The sequence below is a fragment of the Thiocapsa roseopersicina genome, from assembly GCF_900106925.1.
GTDB lineage: Bacteria > Pseudomonadota > Gammaproteobacteria > Chromatiales > Chromatiaceae > Thiocapsa > Thiocapsa roseopersicina.
On record NZ_FNNZ01000001.1, the window covers coordinates 1 to 26,403 of the forward strand.

24 protein-coding genes and 1 riboswitch are annotated in these 26,403 nt (G+C 64.0%); of the genes, 11 read left to right on the forward strand and 13 right to left on the reverse strand.

Translation table 11 applies throughout. The features are described 5' to 3' along the window. Window positions 1-274: 274 nt before the first annotated feature. Window positions 275-1,009 carry a DUF1275 family protein gene (locus BLV04_RS00010; protein ID WP_175534420.1) on the forward strand — a complete coding sequence of 245 codons (735 nt, stop codon included), beginning with the start codon at window positions 275-277 and terminating at the stop codon, window positions 1,007-1,009. Window positions 1,010-1,598: 589 nt separating this feature from the next. On the opposite strand, the gene BLV04_RS00020 is transcribed toward BLV04_RS00010, so the two are convergent. From BLV04_RS00020 to BLV04_RS00090, 13 genes are all read right to left on the reverse strand, one after another. Beyond that, complete coding sequence (locus BLV04_RS00020; protein WP_093026883.1) at window positions 1,599-1,892, reverse strand: DUF2442 domain-containing protein; 294 nt, start codon at window positions 1,890-1,892, stop codon at window positions 1,599-1,601. After that, complete coding sequence (locus BLV04_RS00025; RefSeq protein ID WP_175534421.1) at window positions 1,889-2,161, reverse strand: DUF4160 domain-containing protein; 273 nt, start codon at window positions 2,159-2,161, stop codon at window positions 1,889-1,891. The genes BLV04_RS00020 and BLV04_RS00025 overlap by 4 nt, the downstream gene beginning before the upstream one ends. Before the next feature lie 341 nt (window positions 2,162-2,502). Then, window positions 2,503-3,669 carry a hypothetical protein gene (locus BLV04_RS00035; protein ID WP_093026889.1) on the reverse strand — a complete coding sequence of 389 codons (1,167 nt, stop codon included), beginning with the start codon at window positions 3,667-3,669 and terminating at the stop codon, window positions 2,503-2,505. A gap of 648 nt (window positions 3,670-4,317) precedes the next feature. After that, window positions 4,318-4,590, reverse strand: coding sequence for a BrnT family toxin (locus BLV04_RS00045; RefSeq protein ID WP_093026893.1), 273 nt, complete (start codon window positions 4,588-4,590; stop codon window positions 4,318-4,320). 544 nt (window positions 4,591-5,134) lie between these two features. Next, a complete protein-coding gene (locus tag BLV04_RS00050; protein ID WP_245731623.1) occupies window positions 5,135-8,626 on the reverse strand; it encodes a class I SAM-dependent DNA methyltransferase in 3,492 nt (1,163 codons plus the stop codon). Between the two features lie 350 nt (window positions 8,627-8,976). Next, entirely contained in the window at window positions 8,977-9,396 is a 420-nt protein-coding gene (locus BLV04_RS00055) for a type II toxin-antitoxin system VapC family toxin (RefSeq protein ID WP_093026895.1), read from the reverse strand. Further along, window positions 9,383-10,426 carry an IS630 family transposase gene (locus BLV04_RS00060; RefSeq protein ID WP_245731624.1) on the reverse strand — a complete coding sequence of 348 codons (1,044 nt, stop codon included), beginning with the start codon at window positions 10,424-10,426 and terminating at the stop codon, window positions 9,383-9,385. The genes BLV04_RS00055 and BLV04_RS00060 overlap by 14 nt, the downstream gene beginning before the upstream one ends. Before the next feature lie 37 nt (window positions 10,427-10,463). Then, window positions 10,464-10,742, reverse strand: coding sequence for an AbrB/MazE/SpoVT family DNA-binding domain-containing protein (locus BLV04_RS00065; RefSeq protein WP_093027817.1), 279 nt, complete (start codon window positions 10,740-10,742; stop codon window positions 10,464-10,466). A 193-nt stretch (window positions 10,743-10,935) separates the two neighbouring features. After that, window positions 10,936-11,910, reverse strand: a complete 975-nt coding sequence (locus tag BLV04_RS24720) for a VanZ family protein (RefSeq protein ID WP_175534422.1) — start codon at window positions 11,908-11,910, stop codon at window positions 10,936-10,938. 143 nt (window positions 11,911-12,053) lie between these two features. Continuing rightward, window positions 12,054-13,298, reverse strand: a complete 1,245-nt coding sequence (locus tag BLV04_RS00075) for a hypothetical protein (RefSeq protein WP_139191830.1) — start codon at window positions 13,296-13,298, stop codon at window positions 12,054-12,056. Window positions 13,299-13,306: 8 nt separating this feature from the next. After that, complete coding sequence (locus tag BLV04_RS00080) at window positions 13,307-13,780, reverse strand: thioredoxin family protein (RefSeq protein ID WP_093026901.1); 474 nt, start codon at window positions 13,778-13,780, stop codon at window positions 13,307-13,309. Window positions 13,781-14,059: 279 nt separating this feature from the next. After that, on the reverse strand, window positions 14,060-15,505 hold the full coding sequence (locus BLV04_RS00085) for a TrkH family potassium uptake protein (RefSeq protein ID WP_093026903.1): 1,446 nt from the start codon (window positions 15,503-15,505) through the stop codon (window positions 14,060-14,062). A 60-nt stretch (window positions 15,506-15,565) separates the two neighbouring features. Beyond that, window positions 15,566-16,690 (reverse strand): glycosyltransferase, encoded by a 1,125-nt coding sequence (locus BLV04_RS00090; protein ID WP_093026905.1) that lies wholly within the window; start codon window positions 16,688-16,690, stop codon window positions 15,566-15,568. Between the two features lie 81 nt (window positions 16,691-16,771). On the opposite strand from BLV04_RS00090, the gene BLV04_RS00095 reads away from it, so the two are divergent. The 10 genes from BLV04_RS00095 (at window position 16,772) to BLV04_RS00140 (ending at window position 26,300) form a co-directional block, all read left to right on the forward strand. Beyond that, window positions 16,772-17,359: a DJ-1/PfpI family protein gene (locus BLV04_RS00095; protein WP_093026907.1), complete on the forward strand. Its 588-nt coding sequence runs from the start codon at window positions 16,772-16,774 to the stop codon at window positions 17,357-17,359. Beyond that, window positions 17,359-17,844 carry a gamma-glutamylcyclotransferase family protein gene (locus BLV04_RS00100; protein ID WP_093026909.1) on the forward strand — a complete coding sequence of 162 codons (486 nt, stop codon included), beginning with the start codon at window positions 17,359-17,361 and terminating at the stop codon, window positions 17,842-17,844. The genes BLV04_RS00095 and BLV04_RS00100 overlap by 1 nt, the downstream gene beginning before the upstream one ends. 31 nt (window positions 17,845-17,875) lie before the next feature. Then, window positions 17,876-18,337, forward strand: coding sequence for an OsmC family protein (locus BLV04_RS00105; RefSeq protein WP_007193096.1), 462 nt, complete (start codon window positions 17,876-17,878; stop codon window positions 18,335-18,337). Window position 18,338: 1 nt separating this feature from the next. Then, window positions 18,339-19,112, forward strand: a complete 774-nt coding sequence (locus BLV04_RS00110; RefSeq protein WP_371828624.1) for a hypothetical protein — start codon at window positions 18,339-18,341, stop codon at window positions 19,110-19,112. Window positions 19,113-19,123: 11 nt separating this feature from the next. Further along, complete coding sequence (locus tag BLV04_RS00115; protein WP_093026911.1) at window positions 19,124-20,968, forward strand: RyR domain-containing protein; 1,845 nt, start codon at window positions 19,124-19,126, stop codon at window positions 20,966-20,968. Between the two features lie 527 nt (window positions 20,969-21,495). Continuing rightward, window positions 21,496-21,669: riboswitch (guanidine-I (ykkC/yxkD leader) on the forward strand. Between the two features lie 59 nt (window positions 21,670-21,728). Next, window positions 21,729-22,820, forward strand: coding sequence for a putative urea ABC transporter substrate-binding protein (locus tag BLV04_RS00120; RefSeq protein ID WP_093026912.1), 1,092 nt, complete (start codon window positions 21,729-21,731; stop codon window positions 22,818-22,820). A 282-nt stretch (window positions 22,821-23,102) separates the two neighbouring features. Then, on the forward strand, window positions 23,103-23,927 hold the full coding sequence (locus BLV04_RS00125) for an ABC transporter permease (protein WP_093026914.1): 825 nt from the start codon (window positions 23,103-23,105) through the stop codon (window positions 23,925-23,927). Beyond that, a complete protein-coding gene (locus tag BLV04_RS00130) occupies window positions 23,924-24,730 on the forward strand; it encodes an ABC transporter ATP-binding protein (protein ID WP_093026916.1) in 807 nt (268 codons plus the stop codon). The genes BLV04_RS00125 and BLV04_RS00130 overlap by 4 nt, the downstream gene beginning before the upstream one ends. A 141-nt stretch (window positions 24,731-24,871) precedes the next feature. Next, window positions 24,872-25,609: an urea amidolyase associated protein UAAP1 gene (locus BLV04_RS00135; protein WP_093026918.1), complete on the forward strand. Its 738-nt coding sequence runs from the start codon at window positions 24,872-24,874 to the stop codon at window positions 25,607-25,609. Between the two features lie 10 nt (window positions 25,610-25,619). Then, window positions 25,620-26,300, forward strand: coding sequence for an urea amidolyase associated protein UAAP2 (locus BLV04_RS00140; RefSeq protein ID WP_093026920.1), 681 nt, complete (start codon window positions 25,620-25,622; stop codon window positions 26,298-26,300). Window positions 26,301-26,403 lie beyond the last annotated feature (103 nt).

A 26,403-nucleotide genomic window follows, 5' to 3' on the forward strand; every position in this document is an offset into this window, starting at 1 on the left:
ATCGAGTCGCCAAACACTTGACCGACCTCACTGCACGGTCTCCCGCGCAGCATCTTTCATTTTCCGGGGTGCCGCCACGCCTGCATGCTCGTTAGCGCCGAGCAAGCGCCTCCACGTCGCCGATCTCGACATCGGACGGGATCACCCCGGGCCACTCGGTGCTGCCGCCGAGAAACCACCGACCATCGCCAAGGAGTCGGGTCCCCGAGCGCCCCGTCCCGATCGCTTGCGACCTCGGCGCACATGAATCCGGCGCACAGGATTTGGAATGCACATGAGTTGGCGCTCCGAGATCTCTCCCCTTTTGCTGACCCTGGCCGCAGCCGGCGTGGACGCCATGGTCATCCTCGGCTTCAATGTCCTCACCGCGGCCCAGACGGGAAACACGGTTCTGCTGGCGGTTGCCGTTGCGCGTGGCGATGCCGAGACCGGCTCGAGTGCCGCCGTCTCGGTCGCTGCCTTCGTCGCTGGCGCGGTTGCAGGGGAGGTTCTCTGTGGTTGGTCGCCATTGAGCCATCGGCGCGAACCCGGCATTCTCCCGGCGCTGCTGATCGAGATCCTCCTCCTGATCTCCCTCCTCATGCTCTGGTTGCCGGCCGAGCCCACCGCCGGCCGCTCCGCAGTCGCCGTGGTCGCGTTTGCCGCGTTGGCCATGGGGGTCCAAAGCGCGGCCGTACTCCGGTTGCAGGGTCCCTCGACCACCTACATCACCGGAATGCTGGCCACCTTCAGTACCGGATATGTCCGCTGGATCCGCGCCGCTCGACACCGACGTCCCCGGATCCGGCCGGCCGAGTCCGATGCGAAACATCCGCCTGACCGCCTACCCTGGCGCAACGGCCTCATCTGGTTGGTCTACCTGAGCGGCGCCATCGTGTGCGGAATACTCTTCCTCCGGTCAGGCGTGCTCGCCCTTCTTGTCCCGATCGCAGCCATCTGCGCGGTCATCGCCATCCAGGTCTCGGCACCGGCCGAGAAGACAGACGGTGGTCCCGGGAGCCATCGATAGCTGACCGGCTTCCGACGTCCAGGCGCCCGGACATCGCCCGCAAGTCGAGCACCGGGATCCGCGGCGGACTGTCAACGCCAAAGAGCACCGGGGGCACGGGACCCCGACGGAATTGCCGTCCGTGACAGGGTGCCGTCAGATCTCCCGATTCTCGGACAGACCGAGCGGGCGTGAACTGAGCTTGCCCCTTTGCCGCTCCCTGCCGACTCCGAAGCCCGCGTCGTCGTCCTGACGGGATGTGCAGTAGCATGGCCACAACCTAGCAGGAGTGTAAGCCCACGGCCGAGACATCGATTGCCGAGGGAAGGAACCGGCTCACCCACCTCATCTACCAGGCCGAGCGCGGCGAGACGGTGCACATTACCCGCCGCCGTGCTGCTCTCGGAAGCCGAGTACGGTCGCCTGAGCCGAGGTGCGGTCCGGCCAACGTTCTGGGACGCAATTCGGGAGATGCGCGCGGATCCCCAATTCGAACCCATCGATCTGCAGTCCGAAGAGATTGAATCTTGGCGCGATCGCACACTCGCGGAGCGGATGAGTTCAACGATACGCTAGCCGGCCGAATACCGCGCTGGCACGACATTGAGCTCTACCGCTGAGCTGAGTACGCGGTATTGGGTCGGCTCTGAGCCAATTGCTGGGCGATCTCTGGTGGCGCTGGCATCAGATGTGCCTCAATGGTATCTGCAGAAAGATCTGCGCCACAGGCCCACTCAATAAAATACCCTCCGTTGTGAATAGCGGAGAACTCCTCAAAATCTTGGAGGGCTGCGAAGACTTCCCCTTCCAGATAAGGCTTCATATCAAACAGCCCTGTCGCACCTTCGTCAGAAGCAATGAGAAGGAAATGCTCACTTAAAGGTATGACTTCAGCGATTCTCATTGATCGAGTCCCCTGATGGGAAAAGGCTTTTTTCCGTTGACCGCGAGATCCCAATTGGCGATTAGTTCATCTTCGTGGATGGCAATCCAAGCTACGACCATTTTGTGCTTCTTCGGAGGCAGCTTGCCAGCGAGGAATTCTCCGTCCGATATGGAGTAAACGGCGACTTGACCTTGAAACTCAGCATGAATGTGAGGAGCACTGTGCTTGTCCGTGTCATAGAAAAACATCCGTATCAAAATTCCGTAGAACATTGATATTATAGGCATCTGCCCCTGTCCCTCGTTTGGAGCCCGACGTGCTGTCTAGCCCAATGCTGCGCTGAAACGGCCTTGAAATCCTGCGCCGAGCTTGGTGCGCAGTATTGGGTCGGCGCCGGGGAAAATGTTTGGCGATTTCTTCTCTTCATTTTGCCGCGCGGGCCTTCAGTTAAGTAAACTGTCCCCGGAACTCGGAACTCGGAACTCGGAACTCGGAACTCGGAACTCGGAACTCCCGGAACTCCCGGAACTCCCGGAACTCCCGGAACTCCCGGAACTCCCGGAACTCCCGGAACTCCCGGAACTCCCGGAACTCCCGGAACTCCCCGGAACTCCAACTCCGACATGTCTCACCAATCCATATTCCCGGCATCGTCATGCATCCTTGATAGATACTCCACAAATTCCTCCATATCTTCAACTGAAGCCATGGCTCTGGAGTAAGTTGAGTCTGTCGCGTAAGGAAGAATGGTTGGCAGGCTACTCTGCATGTAGATAACTTCCGGGAACATCTTGGACTCCCAATAAAAGCTCAAGAACTCCTCTACAGCTTTTATTGCTTCCGCTTCGTTGAATTCAATTCCACTCTGCATGGAAAACCGGGAGCTTCCTTTCTGGTGCGGCATAAGAAGAGGCACTGCGCCCGCGCCAGTGTGAATTTGAAAAGCTTCACCATTTTTGCCAAAAGCACCATGTGCAACATAATTTCTTATCTGCCGTTTTATAGAAACTAGTTGATCATAGTGGGATTTTACATCTTGATCCTCGATATCAAGGCATGACTTGAATTTTGTGGCCCAGTCCTTGTCAGCTAAATTTGCCACATCTTCGCCAGTTAACAACATGCCTTTCAAAATAGCTGCATGAATAAATACATGCTCAGTAAAGCTATAAAACGCATCGATTGCTGATATTGCTAACCATTCAGATTCCTTCTTAAGGCCATAGTACGGAATCTCAATGCCCCATGAAGTGCTAAAGTACTCTTTTCGTATTATTTCATCTTTACGAGAGTTTGCTTCTTGAATTGTTTTCTTATATTCAGTTACAAGAAACGCGTATCTATCATGTAGCCGCAGGCTATGATTTAGCACATTCAGATCAGAACGCTTTGCAGCTTCACTTGCAAGCCATTCAAAATATGGGCTAGCGACTCTAACAGCTTTCGTTATTTTATTAACAATTTCTCGGCATTCAGACTCTTGATTCTCTTTATCTGACGCAAATAGCCCCATCCCTAGCTTTCTGTGCTCTAACAGATAAGCGGTCCCGTTGTAGTCAATCGGAACTGACCAAGCAACCTTCTCAAATTGACCAAGATTTTTGTAACCAAGGAGATCTACAAATAGAAAATAGACCAGATAATAAGGAGGTAAAGACCTCCCCGCATCAGTGCGAGAGGCGGTAAATAAAAAGTCTTTCTCTGCCTTCGTCCCTTTTTCTGCAGCAGAGTCAATAGGGTCGATAATTTTCTCAACCTTTCTTTTTAGCTGCTCAATATCGTCTGGAAAATTCATCGTGACTTCTTAATGCCTAACGAATAAGCATTTATCCGGCGTGCGCGTGGCAGTGACCCCTGATTGTGGGGAGACGCGGGTCGCGCACGGCGGATAAATGTGCGTTGGACTGATCCGATCCCGGTACGGCGCCGAGGGATGCGCGCCTCACCCTATAGATAGGAAATTGTATCGGCTCGGCCCGGGGTGCTGTCGCCGCGCCCTGTCCCCCGGCCCCGACACCTGGCGGTTTGCGGTCGTCGGCGGGTTCGGAAACGGACGCCGATCACGCTCCGGAAAAGAGCGAAAAGGGGTCAGGTTCAATTAAATCCGGAAGAAGGATGAGGATCTAATTAAGCCTGGTCCCTTTTCCGTTACTTTTCCGTTACGATTTCTTCCATCAGGTTCTCCAAATATTAGCCGAGGTTGATGCGATTGCCCTGCTAGGGTCGCCTTTCCTGGGTATGAGAGATTGCCTCCCCCTGCTTTGTAACTCTCAATAAGAAGCGCAATGCCTCGTTAACTGAGTTGGAATCGGGAAAAGCGGATGCGACGTCCGGCGCAAGAACTACACCGTGTTGCGGGAAGATGCGGCGCTCGGGGCCGAATTTCCTAACGCGGAGCGCTTTCAGATCATACTCGGGTAGGAGATCATCCTCTTGGTCAAGCTTAGTTTTCTTCATATGTTTGTCGCTCCCTCTTGGTTGCGGATCGGGCGCTGATTAGACGGATGACGCCATTGCGTTCTGTATATGAGACAACTAGAACGCGTCCTCGTTCTGAGCTTCCGACCCTGATATAGCGATGCTCGTCTTCCGAATGCTCCGGGTCGAAGAAGTCGATGAAAAGCGGATCATCAAAAGCGCTCATGGCCTCATCGAAGGCCACACCGTGCTTTGCCAGGTTCCGCGTCGCTTTGTCTTCATCCCAATCAAATGTCATTCTTAGGGCTTCCCAATCGTCACTCTCTCAATTCGGAAGGCTAAATCAGTATCCTGCGCTAGCCATTCTGCAAGCGCTAACGATCTCGCGTAAAGCGGGTGCGCCTATCGCGATGCGAGGGTTGAGCGACGACATTGAACCGCGCCCGGCTTTTTAAACCGAATGTTAGGCGATTCAGCAGCGGTAAGCCACTTAATTGAGGGTTGCCCTTCGTCTTGACCCTTCGTTTCCAGGCTGACGCTTCCGTAAAGCCCTCCGAAACGGTCGAGGTGGCCCGTCCGGTGCGGTCCGTCTCGGCAAGTAGAGCAACGGTGAGGTGTTGCTGATCGCCAGCATTCAAGAGTTCGCTGTGTCCTCGGCAAGCTCCTCGGCGGTGAGTCCTGCAGGGCACGCCGGGTCATTCGCGAGCTGCATTCGAAACCGACGGCGGGGGTCCCGGCCCGCTGGAAAGTGGGACCGGGTTATGTCGGCGCTCGGCGAACGTCGCGCTAGCGGCGTCCCGGCCGGCCATGTCGAACGGCGAGCCTCTCTCGCCGAATCGCGTTCAGCCGGGGAGGTAGCGGCCGTCGTCGAGGCGGCGGGCATGGCCGAGGGTGACGAGGATCTCAAGCAGCTCGCCGACCTTGGCGCGCGGGGTGCGGGTGAAGGCTTGGGCCAGTTCCGGGGCGGCGACCGGGCCGGGCCGGGCGGCGAGTGCGGCGCGAAGCGCGAGGAATTGATCGGGTAGGGTGCGCGGCCAGTCGCGTTTGGAGCCGGCGGCGATGGTTTGGGTGTCGGCGGTTTCCGCCCCGGTGCGGACGTTGCCCGTGTCGCCGGTGGCTTGTCCAGGGTTCTGAAAGTCGGGGCGCAGCCAGCGGATCAGGCCGCGTCGCTCTTCGGCGGCGCGCTCGGTGTTCAGGGCCACCAGGCGTTGCAGGATGGTCTCTTCGATCGCTGCCGCCTGCTCGCTCCCCGGCGCGGAGGCGAGCAACGGCGCGGTCAGGTCGGACCAGCCGTAGGCCGCGAGCACGGCGGTATCCAGCGTGTCGTGGATCTGGCGCAGGATGGAGACCAGACCCTGCTCGTGGATGATCCGCTCCTTGGGGTCGAGCGGCTCGCCCCGGCGCAGGCGTTCCATGACGTTGTACATCCCTGTCATGGTCAGGGTCGGGTGCAGGGTCTGGCGCTGCTTGCGGTGGGCGTCGAGGTCTTCGGCAAGCTGCCGGATCGGATCCTTTTCCGGCTCTTGGGGAGCCGGAAAAGGAAATGGATTGAAGGTTTGTTTGTGCTGATACCGGGGGTCGTTGCCGACGCCCAATCGGCCGCCGGCCATCATTGCCCAACACAGATGCACGCGACTCGACAGCACACCGAGCAGGAGTGGATCGGAGGACGCCACCGCGACGACAGCGGTATCGGGGATCGTGTCGATCGAGACAAATTGGAAGCTGAACCACTTGGCGGTGCGCGGTATCGCGATCATCCGGTCCAAACCATCGATCGCCCTGCGCAGGCTCGGGTTGGGTTCGGCAAATCGCCACCAGTTCTCGCGCCGCACCGGTCGCGGATTGTGATCCCGCTCCGGTTTCACCCGTTCAAGCACCCACTGGAAGAGGCAGGGAAACTCTGCCCGCGCCTCCTCCATCGTCCGCGGATAGAAGTCGATGATGCGCGCCCGCCGGTCGACCTGGGTGAGATCGCGGGCAATGACAAAGGGTTTCAGGACCTGCTCGGTCCCGACATCCGTCCCGATGGCTTTGACGAGGTCCTCCGCCTGGATCACGAATCCCTGGCCGAGCGGATACATGCCGGTGAAGGCGAGTCCGAGATTGGCGCGGAGCGGCACGGCGGCGGAGAGGTCTGCGCCGACGCTCAAGTCCGGGTTGATCGGCCCCTCTGCGCGGTCCAATTCGACCTCGACCCCTTCGCTGCCGCCTTCAGACTTCTCTGCCACGACGCGAAATAGAACCCCCGGTCGATTTCCGGGGGCACCGGCTGTCATCGCGATCCTCACCGCGGCGCCATCCGTGGAATCGACCCAGGGATGGTCGGGGATGGCGAAAACCAGAGACAGCGGCTCGGCCGCGGTCAGATGAGCGTCGATGATCTGTCGGTTGAAGCTCTGCGTCAGGCTGTTGGTCGTAATGAGTCCGAAGCGCCTGAGCGCGCCGGATCGCGCGATCTCCGCGGCTCGATGCCACCAGTACATGACGTAATCGGCCGATCCGGGTACCTCGGTCCAGACATCGCGCAGCGCCTTCACATAGCCGTCGCCCAGTGCAAGGCGCATCCGTTTGTTGCCGATAAACGGCGGATTCCCCACCACGAAATCCGCTTCCGGCCACGTGGCACGACGCGGATCGACATACCTCTCCAGCGGCGCCTGCGCGGTCTCGTCCGGGACCTGCTCTCCGGTGACGGGATGGCGTTTCATGGTCCGCCCGTCCCAGCGGGTGACCGGGCGGCCGGACTCGTCGGTCACGTACTCGACCCGATCGTAGTCGAGCACGGCGTCGCGACATTGGATGTTGCGGAAGTCGCGGATGATGGGCTCGGGCGGATGCACGGCGCCGTGGGTTCTGAAGTGCCATTGCAGATAGCCGATCCAGAGGACCGTCTCGGCGATGGCGGCGGCGCGGGGGTTGAGCTCCAGGCCGAGGAGCTGGTGCGGGTCGACGCTGACCCCTTCGAGCTCGAGCAGGGTCTGGCGCTGGCCGAGCGACTGGAGGGTGTCGAGCACCTCGCCCTCCAGGCGTTTGAGGTGCTCCAGGGTGACGTAGAGGAAGTTGCCCGATCCGCATGCTGGATCCAGGACGCGGATGCTGGCGAGTCCGACCTGAAAGGCGGAGACCAGGCGGATCGCCTCGCTGTCCTTGCCCTGCTCATGCAGAGCGAAGGCGGCGCTCTGCACGCCGGTCCAGTCCTCGCGCAGGGGCTCGATGACGGTCGGGATCACCAAGCGCTCGACATAGGCACGCGGGGTGTAATGGGCGCCCAGCCGGTGGCGCTCCAGGGGGTCGAGGGCGCGCTCCAGGAGTGTCCCGAAGATGGCGGGCTCGACGTGACGCCAGTCGGCGCCGGCGGCATCGATGAGCAGATCGAGCTGGTCGCGGTCGAGCGGCAGCGCGGTGTGGTCGGCGAACAGTCCGCCGTTGAAGCGCAGGACGCGATCGCGCAGCACCGTGGAGAAGGGGCTGCCGCGGTCCATGTCTTGCCACAGCGCTTGGACCATGGGGACGAATTGGGCCGGGCTGTCGCGCATCGAGCGCAGCAGCTCGCTGAAGCAGTCTTGCTTGAGGAGTCCCACGTCCTCGGCGAAGAGGGTGAAGAGACAGCGAATCAGGAAGGCCGCGGTGGTCTGGGGCGGATGTCCGGCGGACTCCAGCGAGACGGCGAGCCGGGCCAGCTGCACGGCGATCTCGCGGGTGACGTGCGCGGCGTAGCGGGTGGGGTCGAGACTCAGCGGGTCGAGCCAGACGGCACGCAGCCGGGCGCGGATCTCGGGGCGGCGCAGGTCGTCCAGGCGGATGCGGTGCGAGCGCGGGTCCGGGTAGGGGATGTAAGCACCGCCGCTGCGGCTGAACTCGCTGTAGAGCTCGATGCTGCGTCCGACGTCCACGACCACCACGAAGGGCGGGCGGCCCTCGGCGGCGGGGAGGGCGCGCACGTACTGCACCGCCTGACCGTGGGCGCGCAGCATCGCCTTGTCCCAGCCGCCGGTATCGAGACTCAAGCCTGTCTGTTTGCATTCGAGCACGTAGCAGGTGCGTCGGTAGAGGTCGATAAAACCGTGGCTCTCGGTCCCGTCGCCGTGCTGGAAGACGACGCGGCGCTCGAAGCAATAGGCGTTGTCGTGTGTGTCTTGCCGGGCGGGGTCCGGCTGGGGCAGCCCGAGGAGCGCGCACAGCTCGGTCAGGAAGAGTTGGTAGTTGGCGCGCTCGGTGCCGGTCGCGCCTGCCCAGCGGGCGATGAAGGTTTCGATGAGGTCGGGCGAGAGGGCGTCGTCCTCGGGCGGGTCGTTCAAACTCGGGATGTTTGCGATGTCGTCCATGGCCATGCCGGTGTGGGCTCCTGAATAGGCGGTCGGGGGTGTTCGCGTGGATGATGCCTGTTGCGATCATTGGAGGTCAGCGGCGGCGGACGCCGGGATTCGCGCTCCCTCATTCCGGCCCGGGGCTCTTCCGGTACCGCCGGCGGTTTTGCACTCGGGCGTCTACATCGTTCCCGCATCTTAGGTGATTTCCGGGAATGATCATCCCGGCTGCGCATCCCCGGATGTAGGTGCGAATTTATTCGCACAGGCCGGACGGTGGCCTCGCCGAGCGTCTCGCCGGCGAAACCGGCGTGTGTGCGAATAAATTCGCACCTACAGGCTGGTCGTTCCTTTCCCGAAAATAGCCTTAGCGGTCAAACCGCTACGATCCCCTTCGCTTGAAGTCTCTGCGCGAGCTGAATCAGCTTCTCATCGAAGGTTGCAAATTCGATCGCCTTTGTGCTGCCGGCGAGATGCAGCGCCTCCGCAAAATCCATACCCTGCTCATGCCAGTCGAGCGCCTTGGCGACAACGCCTATCGTTTCGACCTCGACCTGTTGAAGGCCGATGACTTTTCGCAAAGCACATACGACGGTCTCACGGGATAGCTTGTAGGAGAACCTGAGCACCCACTCGGTTTCCAGCAGCACCGTCTTGGTGAGGAAAATACGCTCCCGCTCGAATAGCGCGACGGCTCTCGGACTCTGCTCGGGATCGTCATTAGCGACAATCCGCACGACGACGTTAGTATACTCACCGAATGCGAGATTTTCGGCACTTTCACTCGCCGACAATCGCGAAGTTCTCGGTCAACAATGAGCGCATTTGATCACGATACAGATGCGAATTGTTGAAGAAGCCTTCGCAAGCGCTCCGAAAATCGCCGAACGATTCATAATAGCGATTATAGAGTGTCGTTTTCTTGAAGAGCTTCCATAATCGCTCGATCGGATTGAGATTCGGAGCATACGGAGGAAGAAACACCAGCGTGATGCGCGAATCCTCGAGGTACGCCTGGACGGCTTTCGATCGGTAATAGCGTGCGTTGTCGCAGATCACATAAATGCACGCGGCGTAGGCATAGGCCAACAGCAGCTGATCGAACAGCGCGATGGTCGAGTCGGCGTTGATGGTGTCGTCGTAGCGCACCACCGGCGCCATCCGCTCCAAGTCGATGGCGCCGTTGATGTTGAGGCGCTGACGCCCGCTGTTGGAACGTACCTCGTGGTCTTTGCCGCGCTTGATCCAGCCGTAGCCCAGCACCGGATTGTGCTGCGGATGCACGGCATCCATGAACACGATCACGTCGTTCGGGCCTTTGTTTTTCTTGAGCTCTTCGTACTTGGCGAGAAAGGCGCGCTGGGCCTCCGGGTCGGCCTTGCCGGGAACGAGCTTGGGCTTCTTGTAGACGAACCCGAGGCGATGCAGCAAGGCCGTCATGCCGCCGGGAGTATAGGTGACCCCGCATTCGGTTTGGACCCACGCTGCGATGTCCTTGGCCGAGAGGTACAGGTGTTCCTGAAGATGCAGATCGAGCCGATCGAGTTGGGTCTCGCTCAACTGCACATCGCTGCCGCGATACTCGACCTTGAGCAACTCCTCCAGGCCACCGCCGCGATAGCGCTTGAAGTGAGTGCGCACCGTATTGGGGTCGACCAGCAGGGCCTCGGCAATGTCCTCGGCCCGCCAGCCGGAGGCGAGCAGGATGACGGCCTTGATGCGATCGGCCTCGCGTTGGTCACGCGTGCGCCGGTGCGCTGCCCGCAACTGCGTCAGTTCCTCCGATGTGAGCCTGTAGTCGACCATGGCAGCAATGATAGCCAAGCTTCAGTAGCTTGCGCTAGACTCCTGAGAGAAAAACTCAGATGAGACCGGTATATCGACTGCGAGCATGGCTTTCGCTGACTCCCCAAGCGATTGCTTCGTCCATGTCATCCAAGGAATTGGCCGGACCTCGGTAGCCCGCGCAGCCCACCACATCACTGAGCAAGGTTGTCGGGACGGGTTTCTTTGGCCTTAAAACAATGCTGTCCGGACATTCCTCGATCTCGAGCTCGGTGCCCGCCGGCCAGTGATACTGTTCCCGAATGGACTTGGGCAGTTTGACCTGTCCATTGTTGGAAAGACGTGTTGTTTCCATGATGTTGTAGACAAGCCGTGCCCACGAAACGTAAGACCTGATCCTACTCAGAGCGAAAGACTCAAGCAAGACATGCCGCCCGCCGAGCGGGAAACCGGGGGAGAACCGGAGCGGCGGTCCTCGGAAAAAGCGGCAAAGAGCCACGTCGATGGTGCCTGCGCTCGATGCTTTCGGAGCCGACGGGGATTTGCATTCAGGCGCTTGCGCCGCTCCGAATTGCCGTCCGCGCGAGAGCGGCACCGACCCCTGCGCCGATGGTATTGAGGGCGAGATCGGTGACCGAGGGGTGGCGGGGCAGCAGGATCTGCAGGGTCTCGATCGAGAGGCTCAAGGCCGCTCCGAGGAGCATGATGTGCCCGATGGAGAGGCGGCGTCCGAAGAGGAGCACGAGCAGGGCGCCGAAGGGGATGAATCCGAAAAAGTTGACGTAGATGTCGGCGTTTGCGTAGTAGGGCTGTTTCTGTTCGAGGTCCCAGGGATCGAACGCCTTGACCTCCCACCAGCCTCCGGGGAGCACGATCTCGGCGGGATCCAGATAATCGATGGTGCTGCCGTCGATCTCGACCGAGGCGGCGCTGATCTCGCCCGTCCAAGCCCGCCCGTAGGGAAGCTCGTTGCCCATCGCAAGCGCGTAGTCGGGATTCCATTCGGGGAACGGCGAGCCGGATAGCGGCAGATCGCCCCGGGGCTTGTCGTCTACCGTCACGGTCAGGCGATCGGGCCCGAGTCGCAGGCGGATCTCATGCCAGTCGGCGTCGCGGAAGAGGCCGGGAACCTGCAGGGCGGGCGTGCCGTTGGCGTCCGATCCCGGGCGGCGGACGCGGATGACGAGATCTTCGCCCTCCTGTCCGAGCGTCAGATTGCGATCGGAAACACCGTCGGAGATGGTGAAGAGACGGGCCGGACCCTGTTGATCGGGATCGTCCGTGCGCGCGACGAGCCGTACCTCAAACAGGCTCATGTGTTGTAGGCCACGCAACCACTCCGGAGCGCCGGGAGTACGTGCGATGCCGACCCCCGGGAAAGACAAGCCTCCGTCGGCCGTGCGTTCGGCCTGATTCACGACATGCTTCGGGGGCTCGAAGGTGAAGGGGTACAGGCCCACTGCCCAGTAGCCGAGCAGAAAGAGAACGAGGATCAGGACCTTGGTCGGGCTGCGGCTGAGCATCTCGTGCGTGTCCTTGCGGGCTTTCAGGTGATTTCATGGACAGGGTGTGCGGGCCTGTGGGCGAATGAATTCGCCCACAGGCGTGGGCAGTCGAGATGTTCATTGCCGGAAATCGGCTCAGGTTGAGCTGCGTTGCTCGGGCGTCAGTCGGCGCGCAGCCCCAAGCGGTATTGGATGCGGGTCGGTCCGCCTTTGGTCTCGCGTGTCACCCAGGCGGCGTGGAGGTTGCCGGCGTCGTCCAGGGCGACGGACGGATGGCCCTGCTCATCGGGGCCGGATGCCCCGGGAAGCGCAAGGTCCTCGCTCCAGGTGCCGTCGGCATACCAGCTCAGGAGGATGTCGCCTTGTCCTTCGCGCTCGTCGGTCCAGGCGACGACGAGGGTGCCGTCGGGGTGGCCGGCTGCGCTGACGTGCCATTGCGCGGACAGCTCGCCGAAGTCGTCCTGTACCCGCTCGTTCGGGCCGAATCCGTCCGGGCCGAAGTGCGCGGCATAGACGTCGTAGCCGTGACGGAAGTTGCGCTTGTCCTCCCAGGCGGCGAGCAGGCGATCGGCGCCATAGGGTGCTACCGCGACACGTGCGACGCCGTGACCAGCGCCGAACGGCAGCTCGGGACCGGGTGGGTCCTCGCTGATCCGCGCCGGCGGGTCGAAACGGCAGGGCTGACCGGGTGCGCTTGCCGTGGCCATGATGATGGTGTGGCCGGGGCGGCGATCCTCCCAGGCGACCACGAGCCGTTCGCCGACCTGCGCAGCGGTCGGGACAAGTTGATCGGCGACCGGGGCGACGGCGTCCGCCGGACAGCGCGTCGTCACCGTCAGGCCGAGCTCGCCGTCGCGGCCGAGCGTCGCCGTCATGATCCGTGCGGTGCCGGTCTGCCGATCCGCCCAGACCGCGACGAGATCCCCGTCGGAGGCGTCAAGGCTGACCTGTGCTCCTTTGGGGCTGACCTCGACGGGCGGTCCGAGTCCCTCCGGGGTTGCGAGCCGCACGAGGATCCGTCCGTCCTCCTCCCAGGCCACGGCGAAGCGGCGATCGGACAGGGCGGCGACGGCGGGCTCGAAGGCCTCGCCTTCGCCGCTGATTTGGATCGCGGGGGCAAAGCCGGCCGTCGTCGGATCTTTCAGCGCCAGGTAGGCGCGCGGGGCGCCTGCATGCTCGTCGTCCCAGACCACCGCGACCATCCCGTCCGAAACCGCAAGGCTACGTCGCCCGGCGGACGACATCTGATGAAAGACGCCCGCGGAGGTCCCGGCCACCTCGATCGGCGGCTCATCGAATGTCCAGGGCTGCGCCGCGGCCGACCCCGAGGCCGTCGCCCAGGCTAGACCGGCAACGAGCGCCCCGACGAGCGAGGCGTGGCCCGGATGTTCTGTGCACCGGATCACGAAACGGCTCACGAGGCACCCGCGGCGGCCAGCGCCTCCTGGATCTTGGCGTCGGCCTTGAGCAGATCCTCGATCCGCTGCACGCCCACCAGACGCAGGACCAGCTCGCCGTCCGGCGTCATGAATGAAAAGACGGGCGTCACGAAGGCGTCGTAGCGGGTCCCGAGCTCGCGCTCCGTGATGCGCTCGCCGCTGGGCAGGCGCAGACGCTCGCCGCTCTCGGCGTCGACGTAGGCGAGTGCGTAATGCGCGGAATAACGCTCGCGCACCTGCGCGTCGGAGAAGGCTTCCTTGTTGGTCTTCTCGCAGTAGCCGCAGCCGTAGCGGCCGAAATAGACGAACAGCGGTTTGCCCTCGGATTTTGCCTGTTGCATGGCCTGGTCGAAGGGCTTGAAGGCGTAGCCGTCCGGTGCCTCGGCGCGGGCTGCGGCAGCGGAGATCAGGAGTAGGCCGAGGAGGGCCGATCGAGCGAATCGGGTCATGGGTTCAAGCTCCCGCGAGGCGATGAAAAAGCTGCATACCGGCACCTTATCAAAAGCCGATGCGAACGGGCACCCAGGGGTTGCTCGTGACTCCGGCCATCTTGGCACGTGGCGCAGAGCGCCGCGGGGCGAGCGCGACAACGCCTAGCGGGTGTCATGAACAACGGAACGCTATTCGGATCGTGCGTCTGAGCGGTGAGGATGGGTTTCGCTGCGCTCTACCCATCCTACGGATCTCGGTTGTTCAACCTTTCCCGGCGCGTCGAGATGATCCGGCGGTCAACGCCGCCAGAAGGCCGGCGAGAGGATCACCAGGATGGTCAGGATCTCCAGCCGCCCGAGAAGCATGGCGACGACGCCGAGCAGCTTGCCGAGATCGCTGACCGATTGGAAGGTGAGGGCGACCTCGCCGAGGCCCGGACCGAGATTGTTCAAACAGGTGGCGACGGCACTGAAGGCATCCAGCGGGGCAAGCCCGGCGTGGATCATCAGGAGGGTCAAGGTTGCGACCGCAAAGGTATAGAGCGCGAAAAAACCCCAGACCGAACGTGCAAGGCGGGGGTCGACGATGCGTCGGCCCAAGCGCAGCGGCAGAATGGCGTGCGGATGGATCAGCTGGCGCACCTCCTGCGCGCCCTGCTTGACCATGAGCAGGACGCGCAGCACCTTAATGCCGCCGGCGGTCGAGCCGCCGCATCCGCCGACGAAGCTGATGTAGATGAGCAGGAGCGGGAGGAAGTCGGGCCAGTGAGCGAAATCGACCGTCCCGAACCCTGTGCTGGTGACGATGGAGACCACCTCGAAGGCGGCATCGCGCAGACTGGCATGCACCTGATCGTAGGGGCCTTCCAGATAGAGGATCACACCGACCAGCGCGACCATGGCGAGGACGAAGCCGAGAAAGGCCCGGGCCTCGGTGTCGCGTAGATAATGCAGCGGATTGCGATCGAGCCAGACCAGGTAATGGACGCCGAAGTTGATCGCGGCCAAGAGCATAAAGACCACGGCGACCGCCTCGACGGCGGGGCTTGCGAAGTGGGCCATGCTGGCGTCGTGGGTCGAGAAGCCGCCGGTGGAGACCGTGGACAGGCTGTGGGAGACGGCATCGAACGGGGTCATCCCCGCCAGCCAGTAACCGGCGGCGCAGGCGAGGGTGAGCGAGAAGTAGATCAGCCATAGCGCGCGGGCGGTTTGGGTCAGGCGCGGGGTCAGCTTCTCCTCTTTGAGTGGACCCGGCGCCTCGGCCCGGTAGAGCTGCATCCCGCCGATACCCAGCATGGGCATGACCGCCACCCCGAGCACGATGAGCCCCATCCCGCCGAACCACTGCAGCTGCTGGCGGTAGAAGAGCAGCGAGCGCGGCATGGTGTCCAGACCGGCGATCACGGTTGCACCCGTGGTGGTGATCCCGGAGGTGGATTCGAACAGGGCATCGACCGGCGAGAGACCGAAGCCGCTCATCAGCGGCCAAGCACCCAGGAGACTCAGCAGGACCCAGAAGAGGGTCACGACCAGATAACCGTCGCCTACGCTCAAGTCGCGCGCGCGCCGTCGACCGATCAGCCAGAGGAGGGCGCCGAACCCGAGCGAGCCGGCCATCGGCCAGAGAAAGTGCAGGACCTCGGGCTCGCGATACCAGAGACCGACCAGGATCGGGGTCACCAGTGTGACGCCGAAGATCAGCGCATAGATGCCGACGATCCGACCGACCAAGAAGAGGTTCATCGGGGTGCCGCGCCTGTCGCGAGGCGTCGCCCCCCTCGACGCCGGGCGCCTCGAACGGGTTCAGCGGGCAAGACCCAGCACCTCGAGATAGCGCTCGGCGCTGCGTCCTTGCTCGTACTCGGCCACCGCCGAGCGCAGAATTGCCGGCGAGAGTGGCTGTTCCAGTGTCCGTTGCATCGCCGCGGCAAGCGCCTCGACGTCGCCCACCGGCACCAGCGGGCCGAAGCGCCCGCCGTCCAATAGCTCGAAAGGACCGCTCGGACAGTCGGTCGAGACGACCGGGGTGCCCAGCGCCATGGCCTCGGTCAGGACGTTGGGCGAGCCCTCCCAGGCGGAGGACAGCACGAAGAGACGGGCACGCGCGAGATAGGCATAAGGATTGTCCTGAAAGCCGAGCAGCGCGACGCGGTCGCTCAACCCGAGCTGCCCGATCAGCTCCTCCAGCTTGGTTCGGCCGCCGCCCTCGCCGAGAATCGCGAGTCTGCAATCGAGGTCCCGCGGCAGCCGCGCGAAGGCATGGATCAGCGTCGGGAAGTCCTTCTGACGCTGCAGGCGCCCCGCGCCCAGGATGACCGGCGGCTGGCCGGGTGCGAGCCAGGGGTGCGGGCAGGGCTCGGCCGCCAAGCGCTCCAGGTCCGGCGTGATGACCGGGTTTCGGATGACGCTGATCCTCTCGCGCGGCAGGCGCGCGATCCGGGCGGTATCCTCGGCCACGCCGGCGGAGACGGCGACGATATGGTCGATCCGGGGGTAGGCGCGGCGGATGGGTGCATAGCGCAGCCAGCGCTCAAACGCCGATTTTTCGGCCATCGCCGCCGAGAGCTGGGTGCCCAGACGCATCACCAGACGCGTGTCCGTCCCGGCCAGCGTGCGGGCCAGCACGGCGGCCCGGCCGGCGCGATCCTTCGCCGCCAGCAGGGCGGCCGGGCGACAGCGCCGCAGGTAACGTGCCAGTGCGGGGGCGGCGAGCAGACTGTGCTCGGTCCCGAGCCGGATCCGATTGACCTCCGCGGGGAGTCGGGCGAGGTGAGGTCCGGACGCGCGTAGCAGGACGAGGTCCACCGGTTGGCCCAGATCGAGAAAACCGCCGATCAGGTTCACGAGCATCCGCTCGACCCCGCCGGCCCCCGAGAAGGACGCGAAGACGGCAAGCGGCCGCCGCGTGTCGGGTACGGCGCTCGGCATGTGGCGGGTGGCGATCGTCACCTTGACCAAATGCTATAGTCTGAGGTCTGCATGAGATTTGAACCCAACGAGGACAGAATCATGGCGGTGAAGAAGATCCTGATGCTGGTCGGCGATTATGTCGAGGACTACGAGGCGATGGTACCGCTTCAGATCCTGCAGATGGTGGGCCACAAGGTCTATACCGTTTGCCCGGACAAGAAACCCGGGGACTGGGTGCGCACCGCGATCCACGATTTCGAGGGCGACCAGACCTACAGCGAGAAGCCGGGGCATCGCTTCGCGATCACGGCCGACTTCGACACGGTCGATCCCGCCAAGTACGACGCCTTGGTCATCCCGGGCGGCCGCTCCCCGGAATATCTCCGGTTGAATCCACGCGTGATCGAGCTGGTCCGGCACTTCGCGGCCGGCGACAAGCCGATCGCCTCGGTCTGTCACGGTCAGCAGATCCTGGCCGCCGCGGGGATTCTCGAAGGCAAGCGCTGCACCGCCTACCCGGCCGTGCGCCCCGAGGTGGAGCGCGCCGGCGGCACCTGGTGCGAGGTCAACGAGACCGTCTCCAATGCCTATACCGACGGCAATCTGGTGACCGCCCCGGCGTGGCCGGCGCATCCTGAGTGGATGCGCAAGTTCCTGGATCTGCTGGGAACCCGCATCGAAACCTGATGAGACAGCGCGTCTTTGTCTACGGGACCCTGCTGCGCGGAGAGGTCAATCACCATCTGCTCGCGCAGGCGGAGTTTCTCGGGTCGCATCGCACGGCGGCATGTTTCTCCTTGTATCTGCTCCGCGCCTATCCGGGCGCGGTGCGTGGAGGGGCAACCGCGATCCGGGGCGAGGTCTACGCCGTGGATCATGCCGGCCTGCGCCGGCTCGATCGACTCGAAGACTATCCCGCACTCTACGACCGCCGACTGCTGGCGACGCCGTACGGACGGGCCTGGATCTATCTCTTTCGCGGATCCGTGCGTGATCGCCCGCTGATCCCCGGCGGCGACTGGCGGAGCTTCGCGGCCGATCCGGATTCCATCCGAGCCGCCGGCGTGCGCCGGGCGCGCGATCCGAAGACCCGCGGCCCGTTGCTCGGCGATGCGAGCCGCAAGACCGATGCGCAGCGGAGCGACGCGGAGCCGGTCCGCTCGTCCGTCTAATCCGAGCCCTATTGAAGTGGGAGCAAGCCCGATGTCCGAAGAAGGCCGTTTCAAGATCCATCTCGAGCAGCAGGAAGGCTTTCAGATCAATGTCGCCTTCGACTGGAAGCGCGCCGCGGATCTGCTCATGGACGAGCCGCCCCCGTTGGGAGAGCAAAAGGGACCGAACGCCTCGCGCTTGCTCGCCGCCGCCGCGGCCAACTGTCTGAGCGCGAGTCTGCTCTATTGCGTCTTCAAGGAGGAGCCGCCCGACAACTGCCTGCGCGCCGAGGCGGTCTGCGTTATGGTCCGCAACGAGAAGAAGCGTCTGCGCGTCGGCCGGATGGAGATCACCCTGATCCTCGCCGAGGCCGTGACGGCGTCGCCGCGCTTCGCGCGTTGCAAGGATCTGTTCGAGGACTTCTGCGTGGTCTCGGCCAGTATTCGCCAGGGGATTCCGATGCGCGTGACGCTTCGGGACGAAGCGGGCAACGTCCTGCACGAGACGGAATGAGGTGCCGTTGGACGCGACGATAAGCCCCGCCGGGATCGCCCCGTCGGTGTGGATCGCCCGGCCGCACGCTCGCCCCGAGCCCGTCGAGCTCGACGCCGCGCTGGCCGCTGTGGGCTTGACCGACCCGAGACCCGTTCTGGTTTTGGTCGGCGGCGCAGCGAATCTGTCCGAGGCGGTGGCGCCCGCGTTGCTCACACTCTTCGAGCGGATCGCGCCGGAGCTGGATGCGCTCGGCGCGGCCGTCATCGACGGGGGCACCGCCTTCGGTGTCATGGCGCTGATGGGTCGGGCGCGCCTCAGCACCGGTGCGCGCTTCCCGCTGATCGGGATTGCGCCGCAGGGTGCGGTGGCGATCGACACCGGCAAGCCGGACCAACCCGCCGGCAAGGACGGCAAGGCGCGGCTCGATCCGAACCACACCCATTTCCTGCTGGTGCCGGGCGACGGCTGGGGCGAGGAGTCGCCTTGGATCAGCGCCGTCGCCGATCGTCTTGCCCGCGGGCGCGGCACCCTGATGCTGGTCGTGGCCGGCGGGGAGATTACCCGTTGTGATGTGATGCATCGACTGCGGACCGGCGGTCGTGTCCTGGTGCTTGCCGGCAGTGGCGGCACCGCGGATCAGCTGGTCGATTGGCGTCGTCACGGTGCAGCGGGTCTGGATGGTCCCGCAGTTTTCGACGCGGAGGCCCCCGAGCGCGCACTGATCGATGTCTTGGACCTGGCGGACGCGGGCGAGCATCTCCCCGGTGTTCTTGCCCGAGCATTCGCGCCCTGAGGTCCGCTCGGATGCCGTTTGGCTTCGGTCCACCCCCGGTCCTCGTCTGCGGCTCCGAGCCGCTCGCAGGACAGGTCGTCGCGGGTCTGCGCGGCGAGGGTCGCAGGGCCGAAGCGCTCGACCGGGAGCGCCTACTCGAGCTGGATCCGCGACGGATCCGCACCCTGATCCTGGCCGATCCACCCCATGCGGCGGCTCTGGTTGCGGCGCTCGTCGCCCGTGGACGATACAACCGTCGACCGGGCCGGCGCCCAGGTCGGCAAGCGATGCGTCGCCTGATCCTGATGCATCGGCAGGATCCGCCGCCCCGGTTCACGATGCCGGAGCCCCACAGCCCGTGGCGTCCGGAGACCTTTGCGATCCTCGATCGCGCGGCGCGTGCCTTGCTTGGGCGGTGGCCGCTGCATCTCGGCCTGGATCCGCGCTTCGGCCAGCGGCCGCATCTGTTGATCGCCGGTTTCGCCGATCCCGCGCAGGCGCTCGTGGTGCATGCCCTGCGCCTGATCCAATACGGTACCGGCAGGCCGTGCGTCAGCGTCCTGTGTGCGCAGAGAGACGCGGCCGAAACGCGCTTCCGCAGCGCCTATCCTCAAGCCACCGCGATTGCCGACATCCGATTCGCACCCGTCGAGGATCTAGAAACCCTTCTCGCCCCTGTCTCCCGGGTCATGGATGGGCGCAGCGCATCCGAGGGCCGGGTTCCCGAGACGCGGCCTCCGGTGACCCTCGCCTTCGTCTGCCCGGGCGACCCGGCCGGGGAGGGCATCGAGCTTGCGAGACGCCTGGTCGATACGCTCGCCGCACTCCAGGGCGTGTCGCCCCCGGTCCTGTTGGAGACCGGTGCGACGTCGGGCCCGGGGAGAACGCCCGCCGCCGGCATCGAGGATTGGGACGGTCAGATCATCCCGGTGTCCTATCTGCGCGAAGCCTGTCGCCCGGCGGTGCTGCTGGACGGACGCGGCGACGAGGTCGCCCGGACCATCCACGATCACTATCGCGACAGCATCGCCGCACAAGGCCGCGATCCGAACCTGGAGCCTGCAGGTCAGCCCTGGGAGCTGTTGGCGACCTCCTATCGGCAGGCCAATCGCCATCAGGCCGATCACGTCTGGGCCAAGCTCGCCGTGACCGACGCCCGGGCGGTGCCCGAGGAGATGGTCGAATCCTTCGTCCTGACACCCCTGGAGGTCGAGCGACTCGCCATCATCGAGCACGAGCGCTGGGCGGCGGATCGTCATCTCGACGGCTGGAGCTACGCACCCGTGCGCGACAATCAGCTCAAGCACCACCCCCAGCTCATCCCCTACGCCGATCTGTCCGAGCCGATGAAGGACCTGGATCGCTTTGCGGTGCGCGGTCTGCCGACCCTGCTCGCGCGCCAGGGGCTCGGGATCCTGCGTTTGCTCATCGTCGGTATCCCGCAGCCCGCTGCGGGTTGTCCGGGCGGGATGCGGTTGCGGCGGCTCGCCGATCAGGCCCTCGACCGACTGATCGTGCGTTACCCGGATCGTGCCCTCGTCCTCGCCTCGACCCTGACCGATCGGCGCTCGCGCGAGCTGGTGCGCGAAGCGATGGACCGCGAGCAGGGCGTGGGTCTCTTTCTGCTGCTGCCGCGCCCTTTGGGTCATGTCCTTGCCGAGCTGCCCGATCCGTACGAGCGACGCGATTTCCTGACGCTCGCGGCGCGGGCCGTGCGGCGGATCGGCCTAAACGGCGAGACCGACTTGGCGGCCTGGCTATCGGAGCGCGCCGACATCAGTCTGATCCTGGGCGATCGGGTCCCCGAGGGCGTGGTCGAGAAGCGGGTTCGACTGGATCCGGGTGGTTCGGGTCTCGACTGGAATTTCGAGTACTGACGGATCGATGGCCCCGAGGCGCGTCCATAGGGTTGCACCGGAATTGGGCGTCGATCGGCTAGAAATGCGCCCGTGCTGTGCAAAAGCCGGGGGCTGGATGGACACTCGCCGGGATGCCGGTGACTTAAGGGCGCCGCCGCAGCGGTAAGCGAGGGTTCAAAAACAACATACGTCGATGCGCGAACGCCATCAGCTGTCGCTTGGGCAAAGCGCAGCGTGCCCAACCCGCGCCGGCATCACGGGGAACCGTTGGGCACGGTGCGCTTTGCCCAACCTACCGATTCATATCGATTCTGCATCGCTCCAAAGCGCTCGTGCCGTCCCTGGCCATCACCCGCAGGGGGCGGAAGTGCGTCCAAACAAGGTATTCGACTCTCCCCCTCCCCTCGCGGGAGGGGGCCGGGGGGGAGGGGGCGACCGGCTGATTCGCAGCGACACTTGCCGTCGTTGGCGCATGATTTGCTCTCCACTGTTGCAGGAGAACCTGCAGGTGCGTCGTCCGCCCTGCAGCTCACGCGACAATTCGGCGAATAGGTGGCTAGGGTTCCGATCCGCTGACGGCGGGTGTCTGGTCCGAGAGCTGCCGACCTGATCCGCCGATCCGTCCGAGCACCTTCCCGAGCCGGCTAAACCCGGTCTTCGAAAGGTCCAGGGCGCATCGACCGGGGCGGGTTACACGGCGGGATAAAAGCCCGGGAGATCACCTGCATGCAGGTTCTCCCGCGTTCCGTTTCGTAACCTGACCTCGGGAGAGCCTGCAATGACCTTCACTCCGTCAAACCGTCCCAAGAGCCGCGTCGGCCGCGTCCTCGTGCCGGCCGTCCTCCTGCTCACGGCCTTGTCCATCTCCGGCAACGCGTTGGCCAAGGATCAGTTCCGCATCGCCTGGAGCATCTATGTCGGCTGGATGCCCTGGGACTATGCCGCCGAGTCCGGCATCGTGAAAAAGTGGGCGGACAAGTACGGCATCGAGATCGAGGTCGTGCAGATCAACGACTATGTCGAGTCGATCAACCAATACACCGCCGGGGCCTTCGACGGCTGCGTCATGACCAACATGGACGCGCTCACCATCCCGGCGGCCGGCGGCGTGGATTCCACGGCGCTCATCATCGGCGACTTCTCCAACGGCAACGACGCCGTCATCCTGCGCGACAAGACCGAGCTGGCCGAGATCGCCGGTCAGAAGGTCAACCTGGTCGAGCTCTCGGTCTCGCACTATCTGCTGGCGCGTGGGCTCGCCAGCGTGGGTCTGAGCGAGCGCGACGTCACCGTCGTCAACACCTCGGATGCCGACATGGTCTCGGCCTTTGCCTCCGGCGGTCCCACGGCCGTGGTGACCTGGAATCCGCTGGTCTCCGAGATCCTGGCCATGCCGAACACCGCCAAGGTGTTCGATTCGAGCCAAATCCCCGGCGAGATCATCGACCTCATGGTCGTCAACACCGAGACCCTCGAGGCCAACCCGGCGCTCGGCAAGGCCCTGGTCGGCGCCTGGTACGAGACCCTGTCGATCATGTCCAAGGACGACGAGGCCGGTCGCGCCGCGCGCACCGCGATGGGCAAGGCGTCCGGGACGGATCTGGCCGGCTATGACGCCCAGCTCGCCAGCACCAAGATGTTCTTCGAGCCGGCCGAGGCCGTGGCCTTCGCCAAGAGCGAGCAGCTGCCGCTCACCATGGAAGAGGTGGCGAGCTTTTCCTTTGATCACGGTCTGCTCGGCGAAGGCGCGCCGAACCCGGGTTTCATCGGCGTCGCCTTCCCGGGCGAACGCTATTTCGGCGACGACGGCAATCTCAAGCTGCGCTTCGATTCTGCTTACATGCAGATGGCGGCGGACGGGGCGCTGTGAGCGGAGAGCCATCGGCGATCCGGGCGTAGGTTGTGCCGAGCCGTGCGAGGCACAACGCACCGCCGGCGGGTGTTGTGCTTCCTGTCGTCAGCACAACCTACGGGTGCCGTCAGCGATCAGCTGCGAGCCTCGTGGGTTTGCCGTGTTCACTTGCTCCTGCGGCAAGCACGCAACGCTTTCGCCCATACGATGACGTGGCGTCGCGTTCTCCCGAAGCTGACGGCTCATGGCCAATAGCTGACAGCTGAAGCCGACTCGCTCCCTCCCCAAACCAGGACACCGATGAAACGACTCATCAACCAACGCCCCGGACGGGTCTCGACCGCGGCACTCGCGCTCCTGCCCTTCGTGGTCCTGGCGCTCTTTTATATGTTCGCCTCGGATGCGCGGCTGGCGGAGAACCCGAACGACAAGCTGTTGCCCTCTTTCAGTACGCTCGCCGAGTCCTTCGTCCGCCTCACCACCGAGCCGAGCCAGCGCACCGGCGAGATCCTGCTGTGGCAGGACACGGAGGCGAGTTTGCGGCGGCTAGCTCAAGGCGTCGGGATCAGCGCGGCGATCGGCCTGATAGTGGGTGTGGCCTTGGGCGCCATCCCGCTGATCCGGTCCGGGTTTGCACCCTTCGTCGCGGTGCTGTCGCTGATCCCGCCGATGGCCGTGCTGCCGGTCCTCTTCATTGTCTTCGGGCTCGGCGAGGTCTCCAAGGTGGTCCTCATCGTTGTCGGGATCACGCCCTTCATCGTGCGCGATCTGCAGCAAAGGGTGCAGGAGCTGCCGCGCGAGCTGATCATCAAGGCGCAGACCCTCGGCGCGAATAGTTGGCAGATCGTCCTGCGGGTGATCCTCCCGCAGGTGGTGCCGCGGCTGATCGATGCGGTGCGGCTCTCGCTCGGTACCGCCTGGCTCTTCCTCATCTCGGCCGAGGCGATCGCGGCCACCGAGGGGCTCGGCTACCGCATCTTCCTGGTGCGCCGGTATCTCGCGATGGACGTGATCCTGCCCTACGTGGTCTGGATCACCCTGCTCGCCTATCTGACCGACTTCCTGCTCAAGCAGACCTCGCGCCGGGCCTTCCCCTGGTATCACACCGGAGAACCGGGCCGATGACACCGCGCATCCGCTTCGAGAACGTCTGGATGACCTACGGCGATCAGGTCGTGCTGGAGCGACTCAACCTGACCGTGGCGCCGGGCGAGTTCTGCACCATCGTCGGGGCCTCGGGCTGCGGCAAGACCACGCTGCTGCGCCTGCTGCTGGGGGAGGAGACACCGAGCCGCGGGCGGATCTTGCTCGACGGCGAGCCGCTTCCCGCCGAGCCGGGGCCGGATCGCGGCATCGTCTTTCAGCGCTACTCGGTGTTCCCGCATCTCTCCGTCCTGGGCAACGTGCTCTTGGGACTGGAGCTGCGCGCCTCGCCCGTGACCGGCCGCCTCCTCGGTGCCGCCCGTCGCAACGCGCAGGAAGAGGCGGTTGCGATGCTCGAGGCGGTCGGTCTCGGGCAGGCGCTGAGCAAGTATCCGACCCAGCTCTCCGGCGGCATGCAGCAGCGCCTCGCGCTCGCCCAATCGCTGGTGATGCACCCGCGCATCCTGCTGCTCGACGAACCCTTCGGCGCGCTCGATCCGGGTATCCGCCGCGACATGCACGAGCTGGTCCTGCGGCTCTGGCGCGAGAACAACCTGACCGTCTTCATGGTCACCCACGACATCCGCGAAGGCTTCTACCTGGGCACGCGCCTGCTGGTCTTCGACAAGCTGCGCTACGACCCGGACGAACCCCAAGCCTACGGCGCCGGAATCACCTACGACCTGCCGATCGGACAGGCGGATTCGGAGACGCTGGCTGCGGTGTTGGGGCGGCCGGGGGCGGCCGCCAGCGACCGTCCGCCAGCCCCCGGCCTCCAGCGGTGAGCACACCCATCTAAGAGCTGATAGCTGATAGCTGATAGCTGATAGCTGATAGCTGATAGCTGATAGCTTGTAGCTGATAGCTAAGAGCAGGAGGCAGGCAGCAGGACGCTCCGACAACCCCATCATCCGAGGAAACCACGAATGACCGACGCCCCCTTAAACCCCTCGCGCATCGTCCACACCGAGCTGCTGCCCGGTGCGCGCAACTGGTCCTTCGTCATACGCCGCGGTTTCGCGCTGCGCCTGACCGATCGGCGGGGCGGAGCCAACTGTTCGGCGCTCTTCTACAACGCGCATGAGAAGCTCGAGCGCTACAACATGGCCGATACGCTCAAGGCGCAGCACACGGCCTTCTTGACCGCGGGTCATGTCTGCTACTCCGACATGGGTCGGATCCTCGTCTCGATCACGGGGGATACCTGCGGCTGGCACGACACCTTCTGTGGGGTGAGCGATGCCGCCTTGGTGCGCGAGCGCTTCGGCGTGGCGCGTTATCAAGAGGCGCGCAATGCCTTTTTGCGCAACGGCCGCGAGCTGTTTCTGATCGAGCTCGGCAAGTGGGGTCTCGGGCGTCGCGACCTGGTCGCCAACGTCAACTTCTTCAGCAAGGTCGCGGTCGACGAGACCGGCGTCATGCGCTTCGAGCCCGGTCACTCAACGCCCGGCGATCATGTCGATCTGCGTGCCGAGATGGATACGCTGGTGGTCCTCAACAGCTGTCCGCATCCGCTCGACCCGGCGACCGAGTGGTCGCCCAAGCCGGTCGATCTGACCATCTATCGCGCCGATCCCGCCGCCGAGGATGACCCCTGCCGAATCTCCTGTCCGGAGAACGGCCGCGGCTTCGCCAATACCGCCATCTATCACTGCCAGCTCTGAGGGTACCGGCATGACGACCCCGACCCAGCCCCATCCCGCTGCGGACTTCACGGCCAACCTGGTCCAAAGCGCATTGGATCCGTCCGACGCCGTCTACGATCACGAGATCCCAGCCGGCGAGCCCTGGCTGCATGAGCTGCGGGCCGGCCAGACCCTGCGCATCCTCGATCTCATGGGCAACCAGGCGGTGGACACCCTCTTCTACAACGCCCGTGACTCCGCCGAGCGCTACAGCGCCGTCGACACCATCCGCGCCCAAGGCAGCCTCTATCTGACAACCGGCTCGGTCCTGCTCTCCAACGACGGCAACCCGATGGCGACCATCGTCGCCGACACCTGCGGGCGTCACGACACCTTGGGCGGGGCCTGCGCCGCCGAATCCAATCAGGTGCGCTATGCGCTGGAGAAGCGGCCGATGCACAACTGCCGCGACAACTATCTGATCGCCTTGGCCGAATCCGCCTATGACATGGGCAAACGCGACCTGACCGCCAACATCAACTTCTTTATGAACGTGCCCGTGACACCCGAAGGGCACCTGACCTTCGAGGACGGCATCTCGGACGCCGGCAAGTATGTCGAGCTGCGTGCCGAGATGGACCTCATCGTCCTGGTCTCGAACTGTCCGCAGCTCAACAATCCGTGCAATGCCTATAACCCGACACCGGTGCGCATGCTCATCTGGGACTGATTGCGGTGCCCGCAATCAGGTGAATGTCGGATTGCGCTGCGCTTATCCGACCTACGGCTGACGACCCAGGGGACGACCCCGCGGGTCATTTCTTCGACGCGGG